9 protein-coding genes and 2 pseudogenes are annotated in these 13,583 nt (G+C 65.4%); 5 read left to right on the top strand and 6 right to left on the bottom strand.

What is annotated here, in order from left to right:
• Positions 1–2: 2 nt before the first annotated feature.
• Positions 3–1,386: pseudogene (locus tag ACVWW1_RS08235) on the bottom strand (Nramp family divalent metal transporter).
• A gap of 121 nt (positions 1,387–1,507) precedes the next feature.
• Here ACVWW1_RS08235 and ACVWW1_RS08230 point away from each other — a divergent pair.
• The 4 genes from ACVWW1_RS08230 to ACVWW1_RS08215 all read left to right on the top strand — a co-directional run bounded on the left by ACVWW1_RS08230 (position 1,508) and on the right by ACVWW1_RS08215 (position 6,597).
• Positions 1,508–2,638 carry a PspA/IM30 family protein gene (locus tag ACVWW1_RS08230; RefSeq protein ID WP_456655462.1) on the top strand — a complete coding sequence of 377 codons (1,131 nt, stop codon included), beginning with the start codon at positions 1,508–1,510 and terminating at the stop codon, positions 2,636–2,638.
• The gene (locus ACVWW1_RS08225) at positions 2,635–3,273 is read left to right on the top strand and encodes an OB-fold-containig protein (RefSeq protein ID WP_456655461.1); all 639 of its coding nucleotides are present in this window, start codon (positions 2,635–2,637) and stop codon (positions 3,271–3,273) included. Before ACVWW1_RS08230 ends, ACVWW1_RS08225 begins: the two co-directional genes overlap by 4 nt.
• A gap of 27 nt (positions 3,274–3,300) precedes the next feature.
• Complete coding sequence (locus tag ACVWW1_RS08220; RefSeq protein WP_176530912.1) at positions 3,301–5,055, top strand: flotillin family protein; 1,755 nt, start codon at positions 3,301–3,303, stop codon at positions 5,053–5,055.
• Positions 5,056–5,355: 300 nt separating this feature from the next.
• Complete coding sequence (locus ACVWW1_RS08215; protein WP_456655460.1) at positions 5,356–6,597, top strand: MFS transporter; 1,242 nt, start codon at positions 5,356–5,358, stop codon at positions 6,595–6,597.
• Positions 6,598–6,702: 105 nt separating this feature from the next.
• Here ACVWW1_RS08215 and ACVWW1_RS08210 read toward each other — a convergent pair whose 3' ends face one another.
• Positions 6,703–7,956: an adenylate/guanylate cyclase domain-containing protein gene (locus ACVWW1_RS08210; RefSeq protein ID WP_176530910.1), complete on the bottom strand. Its 1,254-nt coding sequence runs from the start codon at positions 7,954–7,956 to the stop codon at positions 6,703–6,705.
• A gap of 176 nt (positions 7,957–8,132) precedes the next feature.
• Here ACVWW1_RS08210 and ACVWW1_RS08205 point away from each other — a divergent pair, with 176 nt between their 5' ends.
• Positions 8,133–8,324 carry a hypothetical protein gene (locus ACVWW1_RS08205; protein WP_176530909.1) on the top strand — a complete coding sequence of 64 codons (192 nt, stop codon included), beginning with the start codon at positions 8,133–8,135 and terminating at the stop codon, positions 8,322–8,324.
• Between the two features lie 45 nt (positions 8,325–8,369).
• Here the strand turns inward: ACVWW1_RS08205 and ACVWW1_RS08200 are convergent.
• From ACVWW1_RS08200 to recO, 4 genes and pseudogenes are all read right to left on the bottom strand, one after another.
• A pseudogene (locus ACVWW1_RS08200) lies at positions 8,370–9,174 on the bottom strand (N-acyl homoserine lactonase family protein).
• 146 nt (positions 9,175–9,320) lie between these two features.
• The gene (locus tag ACVWW1_RS08195) at positions 9,321–10,283 is read right to left on the bottom strand and encodes a cation diffusion facilitator family transporter (protein ID WP_456655459.1); all 963 of its coding nucleotides are present in this window, start codon (positions 10,281–10,283) and stop codon (positions 9,321–9,323) included.
• Between the two features lie 115 nt (positions 10,284–10,398).
• Positions 10,399–12,654: a DNA topoisomerase IV subunit A gene (parC, locus tag ACVWW1_RS08190; protein WP_176530907.1), complete on the bottom strand. Its 2,256-nt coding sequence runs from the start codon at positions 12,652–12,654 to the stop codon at positions 10,399–10,401.
• Between the two features lie 72 nt (positions 12,655–12,726).
• Positions 12,727–13,476 (bottom strand): DNA repair protein RecO, encoded by a 750-nt coding sequence (gene recO, locus ACVWW1_RS08185; protein WP_456655458.1) that lies wholly within the window; start codon positions 13,474–13,476, stop codon positions 12,727–12,729.
• Positions 13,477–13,583: the final 107 nt, after the last annotated feature.

Raw genomic sequence — 13,583 nt, 5'->3', positions numbered from 1 at the left:
AGTCAGGCGCTCCAGGTGCCGAAGATCGTATCGATCAGCAGCTTCACGTTCAGGATCACGATCAGGCCAGCGACGATCCATGCTGCCACCGCAACGGGGCGCGAAATCGCGAACGCACCCATCTTGCGCTTGTCGGACACGAAGCGCACCAGCGGGATCACCGCGAACGGCAGCTGCATCGACAGCACGACCTGGCTGAACACCAGCAGCTGCGCGGTGCCTCTCTCGCCATAGAGCGCGGCGACCACGATGACCGGGACGATCGCGATGCCGCGCGTCACCAGCCGCTGCAACCAGTCGGGCAGCTTGAGGTCGAGAAAGCCCTGCATCACGATCTGGCCGGCCAGCGTCGCCGTCACGGTCGAGTTGAGACCAGACGCCAGCAGCGCCACGGCAAACAGCGTCGAGGCGATGCCGAGCCCGAGCAGCGGCGACAGCAGCTCGAATGCCTGATCGATCTCGGCGACGTCAGAGTGGCCGCTCTTGTGGAAGGTCGCGGCCGCCAGCACCAGGATCGCGGCATTGACGAACAGCGCCAGCATCAGGGCGATGGTGGAGTCGGTGGTCGCCCATTTGATCGCATCGCGCCGGCCCTCCTCGGTGCGCGGATAGGCACGGGTCTGCACGATCGAGGAGTGCAGATAGAGGTTATGCGGCATCACGGTGGCGCCGATGATGCCGATCGCGATGTAGAGCATCTCCGGATTGGTGACGATCTCGCGCGAGGGCATGAAGCCGCCGATCACGCCGGCAATCGGCGGCGCGGCGGCGGCGATCTGGACCACGAAGCAGACCGCGATGACGATCAGGAGCGCGATCACGAAGGCCTCGAGGAAACGGAAGCCGCGGTTCATCAGGAGCAGCAGCAGGAATGCATCGAGCGCCGCAAGCAGCGCGCCGCCGATCAGGGGAATGCCGAACAATAGCTTCAGCGCGATCGCGGTGCCGATCACCTCGGCGAGGTCGCAGGCGATGATCGCGGCCTCGCAGGCGAGCCACAGCAGCAAATTCACCGGCCGCGAATAGGTCGCCCGGCAGGCCTGCGCCAGGTCGCGGTCGGTGGCCAATGCCAAGCCGGGCCGAAAGCGCCTGCAGCAGGATCGCCATCAGGTTGGAGAGTAAGATGACCGACAGCAGCGTGTAGCCAAACTTCGATCCGCCCGCGAGATCGGTCGCCCAATTGCCGGGGTCCATATAGCCGACCGAGACCAGATAGCCCGGCCCCGCGAAGGCCAGCAGTCGCCGCCACCACACGCCTGTGCTCGGCACCGCAACGGTCGCGTTCACCTCGGGCAGGCTGCGCGCATGCCCGGCGTCGCCCCGCCAGCCATCTGGCACGGTATCGGCAACAGAAACGGGAGACATTTCAGGGGTACGAGCGTCCATCCGAGAAGCATGACCGATCCTTCCCGTTATTGCAATTCATTTGCAACTGCATCTAGGTTCACGAAAATGATACCGAATGCCTGCCTTGTAAAGTACTGAGGAAGTGCTTTACGTTGGATGCATGATCAAGCTGCCCGTCGAGATGCCAACCGCAACGCTGCGCTACGCCCTCGCCCCTGACCCGTCGGGCATCGAGGCGATCGAGGCGACCTTTGCGGCCTATGACCGGATGATGGCGATCCTCGCCGAGGTCGCACCGGTCGGCGCCAACCTGGTCTCGCTGCACGCCCAGGCCTACGAGAAGATCCGCAAGGAGACCGGCCTGCCCGCAAGGCTGGTGACGCTCGGCCTGCGCGACCGCGCCAACTACATCGCAGGCGCCGCCGTCCGCCGGATACCGCTCGACGACAAGTTGTTTGCGATCAAGGGCCCAACTTCACTGACCATTAGCACTGTCAGCGGACGCGTCTTGGTGCCGTTCGACGTGCCGGGATATGTCTCGGGCTGGGAAAGCCCCTTCCCGGCGCATTTGATCTCGGATGGACGCGGCTACGAAATCCACATCGCCGTCAAATCGAAATCAGCACAACCGGAGGAGAAGACCATGCTTCACGAAGGCATCCTTGCGCGCATGGGCCGGCTTCTTGCCGCCATCGCGAGTCAGACCATCGACAACGTCGAGAGCAACAACAAGGTCGCGCTGGTCAAGCAGGCGATCCGCGAGATCGACGCCGGCGCCGACGAAGCGCGCTACGCGCTCGGCAAGTCGCGCGCCGAGGAATTCCGCTTGAAGAGGCGGCGCGAAGAACTGGATACCGAGACGACTGCTCTGAACGAGAAGATCCGTCTCGCACTTGCGGAAAGTCGCGAGGATCTCGCGCGCGCCGGTGTCGCACGACAAATTGACCTGGGGTCGCAGGTGATCGCGCTGGAACGCGCGATGGATTTCATCGAGCTCGAGATCGACGAGCAGACCAAGGCGCTGCAAGCCATGCTCGGCGCACGCCGCGAGGCAGAGGCGCGACTAGCCGATCTCGAACAAAGTCTGATCCGCGAGGCCAAGGACGAAACCAGCCGGGGCCCATCGACGACCAATACATTGAGTGCTGAGCGCGCCATGGCGGCGATCGCCCGGGTCACCGGTGTTCCCGCCTCCAGCGTGCTCGGCGACAAGGAACTCGACGAACTCGATCGCCTGCACCGCGAAAAGGAAATCGCGGCGCGGCTTGAAAGGATCAAGTCAGAAAAATGAGTGCAGTTGGCGACATTCTGCTCGCCCCGGACGTGCGGCCCTTCGCGGTCGCGGCTGCGATCATGGTGGCACTTGGCGGTATCGAGCTGCTGACCACCATGGTCGGACTTTCGATCAGCGAACTCGTCGGCAAGGATTTCGCGATCGAGGCCGAGAGCCACAACGCTCTCAGTGGCCTGTTTCTCTGGATCAACGCCGGGCGGCTTCCCCTCCTGATCCTGATCATCCTGATACTTGGCATATTCTCGATCGGAGGCTTCCTGCTTCAGGGACTGGCGCATGCCGCAGGCACCGCCATTCCGGTCTCGATTGCCGCGGTGGTGGCTGCCGCCGGCAGCGTCCCCGTGATCAGAACTACGAGCCGCGGCCTCGCCCGCATCATTCCGCGCGACGAGAGCTATGCGGTCAACGACAGCGACTTTGTCGGCAAGGTTGCAACCGTGTCGGTCGGCCCGCTCGATCAGGGCCTGCCCGGCAGGGTCCGTCTCAAGGATGTCTTCGGCAACTGGCACACCTTGTCGGCGCGGGCCAGCGCAGAGTCCGAGGCATTGCCGGTCGGCGCCAGCGTGTTGCTGGTCGACCGCGATGCCAAAGGATTCATTGCGATCGCCGCTCCTTCCGACCTCATTGAATAACAACAATCTTCCAACAGGGCATAACATATGTGGGAACTTGCTGTACCCGTCGCCATTGGCGTCCTCGCTATCCTCGTCATTGGCCTGCTTTTCGCAAAACTCTACAAGCGCTCGACTCGCGATGAGGCCTATGTGCGCACTGGCCTCGGCGGTCAGAAGGTGGTGCTCGACGGCGGCTCGCTCGTGCTGCCGATCTTCCACTCCACCGCCGCGGTGAACCTGAAGACGCTGCGGCTCGAGGTCGCGCGTGGCGGCCCGGACTCGCTGATCACCAAGGACCGCATGCGTGTCGATATCGGCGCCGAGTTCTATCTGCGCGTCAAACCCGACTCTTCGTCGATCGCGCTGGCCGCGCAGACGCTCGGCAACCGCACCAATGACGCGGCCGAGCTCCGCGAGCTGGTCGAGGCCAAGTTCGTCGACGGCCTGCGCTCGGTCGCCGCGACCATGAACCTCGAGGAGTTGCAGGAGCAGCGCGCGACCTTCGTCAAGGCGGTGCAGGACGCGGTCGGCGCCGACATCCAGAACAACGGTCTCGAACTCGAGTCGGTGTCGCTGACGCGGCTCGACCAGAGCGACATCAAGCATTTCAACCCGAGCAATTTCTTCGACGCGCACGGCCTCACCACGTTGACCAAGATCACCAAGGAGCGTGAGCAGGAGCGCAACCAGATCGTCCGCACCACCGAGGTCAATATCGCACAACAGGACCTGGTGGCGCGGCAAACCACGCTGACGATCGAGAGCACCAAGCGCGAGGCCGAGCTGGCACAGCAGCGCGACATCGCCAACAAGACCGCCGCGATGCGCGCGCAGACGGCGCAGGTCGAACAGACCGCGTTGCAGAACGAAGCCGAATACCGCATCCAGCAGGAGCTCGCGGTCGCCAACAAGCAGACTGAGGCCAACCAGGCCCGCGATACCCGCAAGATCGAGGCCGATCTCGCCGTGAAGCGCCGCACCACCGAAACCGACCGCGAGCTGCAGATCGTGGCGCAGGAGGCCGCGATCGCGGTCGCGACCAAGAGCAAGGAGCAGTCGGAAGCCCAGACCATCGCCGAGACCGCACGCGCACTTGCGATTGCAGCCGAGGAAAAGGTCACCACCGCCCGCGCCACCGAGGTCGCCGAGCGCGACAAGATCATCAATGTGATCGCCGCGCGCAAGGTCGCCGAGACCAACGCGATGCCGATCACCGTGATGGCGGAGGCCGAGAAGCAGGCTGCGGCCAACAAGGCCGAGGCCACCAACGTGCTGGCGAAAGCCGACGCCAACGCCGCCACCACCCGCGCCGCCGGCGTCAAGGCGCTCGGCCAGGCGGAAGCCGAGGTCGCAACCTTGAAGGCGGAAGCGCGTAACAAGCTGAGCGCCGACATGATCGCCTACGATCTCAACCTCGCGCGGATCAACGTGATCCCGAGCGCGCTCGCCGAGGCGGTGAAGCCGATCGAGAAGATCTCCGACATCCGGATCTTCGACACCGGCAGCATGCTCGGCCGCGGCGGCGCCAACGGCCATGCCAACGGCAATGGCGGCCTCGGGCTCGGCGACGGCCTCGCCGCGCAATTGCTGTCGGTTTCGGCGTTCAAGCCGATGATCGACAAGATCCTCGCGGAGGCAGGCTTCCCGGCCGGCCCCGACGCGCTCACCAGCCTGACCAGCGCGCTGGCGCAGCGCAAGACGGAGGTCGCCGAAACACCGGCAGTGAGCGTCGAAAGCGCGCCAACCGCTCTGGTCGGGACCATCAGCGGCCAACTTACTCCGGCTGCCAAACCGCTGTGACGCGGTCTGACGGCAGATGCGCTTCACCTCTCCCGCTTGCGGGGGAGGTCGGATCGCATCGAAGATGCGATCCGGGTGGGGGCGCTCTCCACGATGCGACTCGCGGATAGACCCCCACCCTAACCCTCCCCCGCAAGCGGGAACGCACGTCCGATGCGGTTGCAGAGCGAATTTCGTTGTCCAACGAAAAGCCCGCCTCTCACGGCGGGCTTTGTTTTTGGCGTTGTCGGGAAACGGGTGGGATCGGGCGTCTTCCAACCACACACTATGGCCAGATCGAATTTCCCTGAGGATTCTGCCATGTCCGCCGATACGCCGCGCCTGCCCGCCACCTTCAACCGCCTGGCCTGGTCCAACCTCGCCGCGCAATCGGCCGAGCAGATTGCGCTTGCGGCCGCGCCCATCGTCGCCGTGCTGGTGCTCGGCGTCGGCGAAGGCCAGACCGGCCTGTTGCAGACCGCGCTGACGCTGCCGTTCATCCTGTTTGCGATTCCCGCAGGCCTGCTGGCTGACCGCGTGTCGCGGCGCTGGGTGATGGCGGGCTCCGAGGCGCTGCGCGCCGCCGCCCTTGCCGCGATCCTGCTGTTGTTGTGGTTCGGCGCGATGACCTTGCCGTTGCTCGCTTTGCTCGGCTTCATCGCAGTCTGCGGCACGGTCGCCTACAGCGTCGCAGCACCTGCGCTCGTCCCGTCGCTGGTGACCTCGCAGCAATTGCCGGCCGCGAATGCCCGTATCGAACTTGCGCGCACCGTCGCTTTCGCCAGCGGACCCGCGCTCGGCGGCGTGCTGGTCGGCTGGGTCGGCGCTGCGCCGGCATTCGGCTTTGCCGCGGCGCTGTCGGCGATCGCGGTCGTGCTGCTCGCCGGCATCTACGAGCCGGCACGCCAGCCTGCCCCGCGACGTCATCCGATGCAGGACATCAAGGAAGGCGCTGCCTTCGTGATGCATCACGCCTTGCTGCGGCCGGTGTTCATCACCCAGTTCATCTTCAACACTGCGTCCTTCCTGCTGCTCGCCGTGTTCGTGCCGTATGCGGTGCGCCATCTCGGGCTCAGCGCGACCGGCGTCGGTACGACGCTCGCGATGTACGGGGTCGGCATGGTGGTTGGCGCGCTGTTCGCAACCCGCGTGATGAAGCGGCTGGCGTTCGGCACCGTGATCGGGCTCGGCCCGGTCACCGGTCTCGTGGCCTCACTCGTGATGGCGCTGACCATCTGGATTGCAACGCCGCTGCTCGCGGGCCTCGGCTTCTTCCTGCTCGGTGTCGGCCCGATCCTGTGGGTGATCTCGACCACCACGCTGCGGCAATCGGTGACGCCGCCGTCGCTGCTCGGCCGCGTCTCCGCGATCAATATCATGAGCTATGGCGCCCGCCCGCTCGGCTCCGCGCTCGGCGCCGTCGTCGGTGGCCTCTACGGCGCTGAAGCCTGCCTCTACCTCGCGGCCGCGATCTTCGCTGCCCAGGCGCTGGTGATCCTGATGTCGCCCGCAGTGTCGCTCAGGCGTCAGCCCGACATGGTCGGCGAACCCGCGCGCTGCTGAACCGCCCCTCACGTCATTGCGAGCGAAGCGAAGCAATCCATTCCCCCGCTTGTGGGAACATGGATTGCTTCGTCGCTGTGCTCCTCGCAATGACGGGGAGAGAGATCAGCTCGCCAGGTACCGTTCATATTTGCCGCCGACGACCTCGTCGACGGTAACGGCCGGATCCAGCGTATAGAGATCCTGGGCATGGCTGATGCCGCGCAAGACGAAGCGGCCGGTGGAGACCAGATAGTTGCGGCCGGCGGCGTCGATGCCGGTGCGGAAATCGGTCGAGGTCAGCAGTTCGCGGTCGACCGAAGCGCACATCGAGGCGATCCGGCTGACCTCGTTGACGGCGGGCCCGACCACCGTGAAGTCCAGCCGGTCCTCGCTGCCGATATTGCCATAGAAGACCTCACCGACATGGAGGCCGACATAGGCCGTGGTGGTCGGCCGGCCCTCGTTCTCGCGGCGATCGTTCAGCACGCGGATGTTATGGCGGAATCTGTACTCGGCGCGCAACGCCGCGCGCCTGGCGCTTGCCATGTTCTCGCTGGTGAACATCGCCAGCACGCCGTCGCCGATCAGTTTCAGCACCTCGCCACCGGCATCATGGATCGCATCGATCGAGGCCTGCGCGTAGTCGTTGAGGAACGGAATGATCTCGTCCGGGCCGATGCGCTCGCTGATCGCGGTCGAGCCGCGCACGTCGGAATACCACAGCACGGCCTTGATCTTCTCGGTGATGCCGCGCTGCATGCGCCCGCGCAGCACCTGCTCCGCCGTCTCGCGGCCGAGATAGACCCGTCCGAGCGTGCGGGCGATCTCGACCTGGGCGGCCGACTTGATCGCGAGCCCGAGCACCGGCACCAGGTCGCGCAGCGCCGACATATGGTTCTCGTCGAAGCCGTCCGAACGGCGGGTGGTGTAGTAGGAGTAGAAGCAGTCCATCTCGCCGATCGTGCCGGCCTCGCCGAAGCGGTGCACGAACGCGGCGAAATGCTTGTGGCCCTTCTCGGCGAGGTCGCCGATCATCGAAAAATCGTGCGAGCCGTTGAGATCGATCACCATCTCGTCATGGCCGTTTTCGAGCATGTGATGGAACGCCGACCGCCGCCAGTTCTGGCTAGCCTCGCCGCTGCTGGTCGAGCCGTATTCGAAGATGTCGGCCTCGTTGCTCTCGCCGTCGTTCCAGCGGAAGCCGCGGCCCTCGAAGATCGGATGCAGGGTGTCGATGAAGACGATCGCCCGCGACAGCGGCATGCCGGCGGCCCGGCAGCGCTCGCAGAAGCCGCGCAGCAGGTCGTTTTCCGGCAGGCCGGTCAGACCCTGGCGGACCAGCCAATTCATCAGGCGCAAACGGGGCGTCAGTTCCATACGTAGGATTATGCCGGGCAATTGGTGCGGGAGGAAGGGCTGGTCGTCGCGTGACAGATGCGGACGCCAGTCCAGCATTGCAAGGCCGCCGCGCCTCACCATTTTCGGGCGGAACGACGCCACCGAATGCCGGCGATTCCGCTTCCCTTTGCCCCGGCCTTCGCGCAAAAGGGCGCATGGATAACCACGCCGGCCAGCCGAACCCGATCCGACGCCTCATGCAGTGGGCGATCACCCCGCCGCAATCCTATGGGGTCTATCTGGCCGGCATCATCCTGGTCTACGCGCTGTCGTTCTACGCCGGCACGATGAAGCCGAAGCACGCGCCCGCCCCGTCGGTGACCGCGCCGTCCGCCCCGCACAACTGATCAGGCCGGTCGGGGCTGGGCGAAAGCGCGCGGTCCCGAAGCCGCTCAATCATAAAAGTCCGGCGACAGCTTCAGCCCGTCGCGCTGGGCCTTGTCGTGGTTGATCCAGAGCTGCGCCTTCTCCTTCGTCAGAGTGTCGGCGATCTTCTGCATCGAAGCCAGCGTCTGCTCCTTGCTGGCGTTCAGGCTCGGCACGCGCCGATTGTCCCAATTGTCCCTGAAGTGAACCGCATCGCGCGGTCAGCACGACCGCGCCGGTCTTCGGCAACTTCACCAGCAGCGACTGGTGGCCGGGCGTGTGGCCCGGCGTCGACAGGATGGTGACGCTGCCGTCGCCGAACACATCGCGGTCGCCCTCGAGTTTCGTGACGGGATGCTCCGGCTTGAAGCGCGGCGCGTTGTTGGCGCCGGGCCATTCATACTCCGCCTTCTGCACATACAGCATCGCGGCCGGGAACAGCTCGACATTGCCGATGTGATCGGGATGGGTATGCGAGACGGCGATCGCCTTGATGTCCGACGGCTTCACCCCGAGCTGGTCGAGCTGCGCGGCCAGCGTCTTCGGCCGCCGCCAGGTCACCGCCTTGGGATCGGGAGGCGCAAGGCCGTTCGGCATCGCCGCGACCGCGTCGGGAATGCCGGTGTCCCACAGGAACCAGCCCTGCGCGTGCTTGATCAGATAGCAATTGTCGACGAAATCCATCGACTTGCCTTCATTGACGCCGGGCGACCAGCGTGAAATGTCGCCGGCAACGCCTTCGCCGCAGTTGAGGATGTAGAGCCGCTCGACGCCTGTTTTCGCCGGCTGGGCGTCTGCCTGCGGCACGGCGCCCACGAGCCACAGCAACATCGCAAGACCGATTGCCTTCTTCACGTTGCCCTCCATTGATCGCGCCCGCTCAACGCGCGGCCGCAATGTGCCGCCTCATCGGCGGCCGTGGAAGACACGGACGTGGGTCGATCGATCAATTGAACGCGAGTGAATCTCGCCGCGGGCTAGACCATTTCCGCCGGCGCCAGCCGGCAGGTCTCGCTGCTGATCTCGACCTGCAGGGTCGCGTGGTGGATGCTGAATCGCTCCGACAGCTCGGCGCAGACGCGATGCAGGAAGACATCGTCATGTCCGCCGGGCCGCACCAGGTGTGCGGTCAACGCCGTCTCGCTCGTGCTCATCGCCCAGATGTGCAGGTCGTGCACCTCGGTGACGCCCTCGAGCGCGCCGAGATAGTCCCTCACCTGCTTGAGATCGATGCCCCTCGGCACCGCGTCGAGCGCGAGGTTGACGCTGTCGCGGGCAAGCTCCCAGCCGCTCAGCAGCACCACCACGGCAATGACGAGGCTGATCGCCGGGTCGAGCCACTGCCAGCCGGTCGCCATGATCAGCAGCGCGGCGATCACGACGCCGAACGAGACGCCGGCGTCCGCCGCCATGTGCAGATAGGCGCCGCGCACATTGAGGTCGCTGTCGCGGCCGCGCATGAACACCAGCGCCGTGCCGCCATTGATCAGGATGCCGAGCGCCGCGACCCAGACCACGGTCCAGCTCGCGACTTCGGCCGGCTCGCGGAAGCGGTTGATCGCCTCGACCGCGATGCCGCCGACCGCGATCAACAGCAGCCCGGCATTGAACAACGCCGCCAGGATCGAGGCACGACGATAGCCGTAGGTGTGGGTGTCGGTCGGGCGCCTGCCGGCCAGCCACGCCGCGCCCCAGGCCAGCAGCAGCGCGATGACGTCGGAGAGATTGTGAACAGCGTCGGAGACCAGCGCCAGCGAGTTGGCGGAATAGCCGAAGATCAGCTCGGCGATGACGAAGGCAGTGTTCAGCGACGCGCCGACCGCAAAGGCCGTACCGAAACTGTCCGGCGCGTGGCTGTGCCCGGCATGGGAATGCCCGGCGTGGGAATGTCCGTGAGAATGACCGCTGTGGTCATGGTCGTGGTCGTGATTGTGCGCCATGGCAACCGTCGCCCGATACCGTCGGCGACGGTTATAGCGCGGCGAAATGTGGATACTATCACACCACGGCTGTCGAACGGCGGGTTACGGCTTGCGCCCAACCCGCCCACCGCAACTACTCCACGCCGCGATTGAACTTGTTCGACTTCGGCAGGCCATGGGCGAGCCGACCGGCGTCGGCGCGGTTGCCGCGCCAGTCGGCCAGTTCCTTCAAGGTCATGCTGTGCTCACGGCCGGCGGAGTCCTTCCATGTCAGGCCGGCCTTGGCGTCGAACACCGCGACATCGGACAGCTCCGAGCTGCTGTATTTCTGCAGCCGAACGCCGCGGCCCCGCGCCATCTCCGGCACCTGGTCGAGACCGAACAGCACCATCTTGTGGTTGGTGCCGATCACGGCAACGGTGTCGCCATTCACGGTCGTGATCGCACGGGCCTCGTTCGGCATCTCGACATTGAGCACCTGCTTGCCCTTGCGGGTGTTGCCGACGCAGTCCTCTTCCTTGACGACGAAGCCCTGTCCCTCGCTGCTCGCGATCAGGAATTTGCGCTCGCCCTTGTTGACGAACAGCGAGATGATCGCGGCGTCCTGCTCGAGGTCGATGAACATGCGGATCGGCTCGCCATGGCCGCGGCCGCCCGGCAGCTTGGCGACATCGAGCGAGTAGAACTTGCCGTTGGTGGCGAACAGCAGCAGCTTCGAGGTGGTCTCGGCAAAGAACGAGTGCTCGAGCTTGTCGTCGGTCTTGAAGGCGAGCCCCGACAGATCCTCGACATGGCCCTTCAGCGTCCGCACCCAGCCCTTCTCGGAGATCACGACGGTGCACGGCTCGCGCTCGACCAGGGCTTCCTCGATCGCGGCGAGATCATGCTCGGGCGCATCGGCGAAGGTGGTGCGGCGCTTGCCGAGCGGTGTCTTGGGCCCGAAGATATCGCGGACCTTGCGGACCTGATCGCTGACCTTGGCCCATTGCTCGGTCTCGGAGCCGAGCAAGCCCTCGATGCCCTTCAGCTCCTTGCGCAGCTCCTTGTCCTCGGTGCGGATCTCCATCTCCTCCAGGCGACGCAAATTGCGCAGGCGCATGTTGAGGATGGCGTCGGCCTGGACGTCTGTGAGGTTGAAGGTCTTCATCAAGACCGGCTTCGGTTCGTCCTCGGTGCGGATGATCTTGATCACCTTGTCGAGATTCAGATAGGCGACGAGGTGGCCGCCCAGCACTTCCAGGCGGTGCTCGATCTGCGTCTTGCGGAAATTGGAACGGCGGACCAGCACGTCGCGCAGATGGTCGAGCCATTCGCGCAGGCACTCGGCAAGGCCGACCACCTTCGGGATGCGGCCCTTGATCAGCACGTTCAGGTTCAGCGAGATCTTGCTTTCCAGCTCGGTCAGCCGGAACAGCGATTCCATCATCAGCGCCGGATCGACGGTGCGCGACTTCGGTTCGATGACGAAGCGGACGTCCTCAGCGGATTCATCGCGCACGTCACCGACCAACGGCAGCTTCTTCTGGTCGAGGAGCTCCGAGATCTTCTCGTGCATACGCGACTTCTGCACCAGCCACGGGATTTCGGTGACGACGACGACCCAGGCACCGCGGGCACCCTCCTCCACCGACCAGCGCGCGCGGGTGCGGAACGAGCCGCGCCCCGTCGTGTAGGCCTCGACGATCGCTTCCTTGGAATCGACGACGATGCCGCCGGTCGGGAAGTCCGGTCCCTTGACCCATTTCAGCAGCGCCTTCGACTTGGCGTCGGGCTTCTCGATCAGGTGCAGCGCGGCGTCGCAGAGCTCGGCGGCGTTGTGCGGCGGGATCGAGGTCGCCATGCCGACCGCGATGCCCTGCGCGCCGTTGGCGAGCAGGTTCGGGAAGCCGCCCGGCAGCACCACCGGCTCTTTCGACTGGCCATCGTAGTTGAGGCGAAACTCGACGCCGTCCTCGTCGATACCGTCGAGCAGGAGCCGCGCGACTTCCGTCATGCGGGCTTCCGTGTACCGGTAGGCGGCCGGATTATCGCCGTCGATATTGCCGAAATTGCCCTGGCCGTCGACCAGCGGGTAGCGCGAGGAGAAATCCTGCGCGAGGCGCACCATGGCGTCATAAATCGCCTGGTCGCCATGCGGATGGAACGAGCCCATCACGTCGCCGACGATCTTGGCCGACTTCTTGAATGCCGCGCGCGGGTCGAGCCCGAGCAGGTCCATGCCGTAGAGGATGCGCCGGTGCACCGGCTTCAGCCCGTCGCGGGCGTCCGGCAGTGCACGATGCATGATGGTCGAGAGCGCATAAGCAAGATAGCGCTCCTCGAGCGCATCACGCAGCGGCACGTCGTGAATTTCGGCCGGCTTTTCCGGCGGAACCTGTCGTTTTCCCATGAGGAGGCGTTAAACCTTGGCGGTGAATCGGGCAAGCCGCGAATCACCGGGAATTTAGGGCCCGAATCGGCCTTACGGAACCGCCGTTCGGCTTCGCGGCTTGGTCACGGCGTTGATAAAGCCGTCGCGGGCGTCGGAATGGCCCTGCCCTCGCGGCTCCAGCACGTGGCGGAGCAGGAACAGACCGGTGATCTGGAAGCCGTCGCGCAGGTCCTGCTCCGACCAGCTGTTGGCGCCGCTCTCGCCTTCGCGCAGGAACGCCGGCAGCGGCAACAGCCGGTCGCGCCACGGCTCGCCAGCGGCGCGGGACACGGCGCCGCCGGATTTCGGCGACACGTAGATCAGGTCGGAGGTCTCTCCAGTCGCCGCGCAGTTTTCCAGGTCAAGCCCGAAGCCGAGCTCGGTCAGCATGGCCAGCTCAAACCGGATCAGGTGGACCGCCGCGACGTCGGCATCGTCGAAATCGTCGAGCGTCCCCTGCAGCATCTCGTAGATGTCTTGATGCGGATCGCGCTCCGGCAGCAGCCGCGCCAGCGCCGCCAGATGCGTCACGCCATAGACCGCGTGCGACGAAGCGAGCAGCGTCGCCGCCCGCAACCGCGTGCCCTCCAGCGCATACATGCCGAGATGCTCGTCGAGCCGCGCCCGCCACACCGCCGTGACGCTGTTGCCGGGCTGCAGCAGCGGCCGCATCCGCGAGCCGGCGCCGCCGCGCACCAGGCCGAGATGGCGGCCGTGCTCGCGCGTCAACAGTTCGACAATGGCGGAGGATTCGCCATGCCGCCGCACGCCCAGCACGATGCCTTCGTCGGTCCATTCCATGGCTGCAAAAGTATCATGTAGGGCGGATTAGCGCAGCGTAATCCGCCGATATCGCCAGGAAGTTACGCGGCGGGTTACGCCGGTAGTCTGTCATCGGGCCGCGCTGG

The sequence above is a fragment of the Bradyrhizobium sp. JR3.5 genome (genome assembly GCF_054057015.1).
The sequence above is the reverse complement of the archived record's forward strand: the minus strand, read 5'-3'. Positions and strand labels throughout refer to the sequence as shown.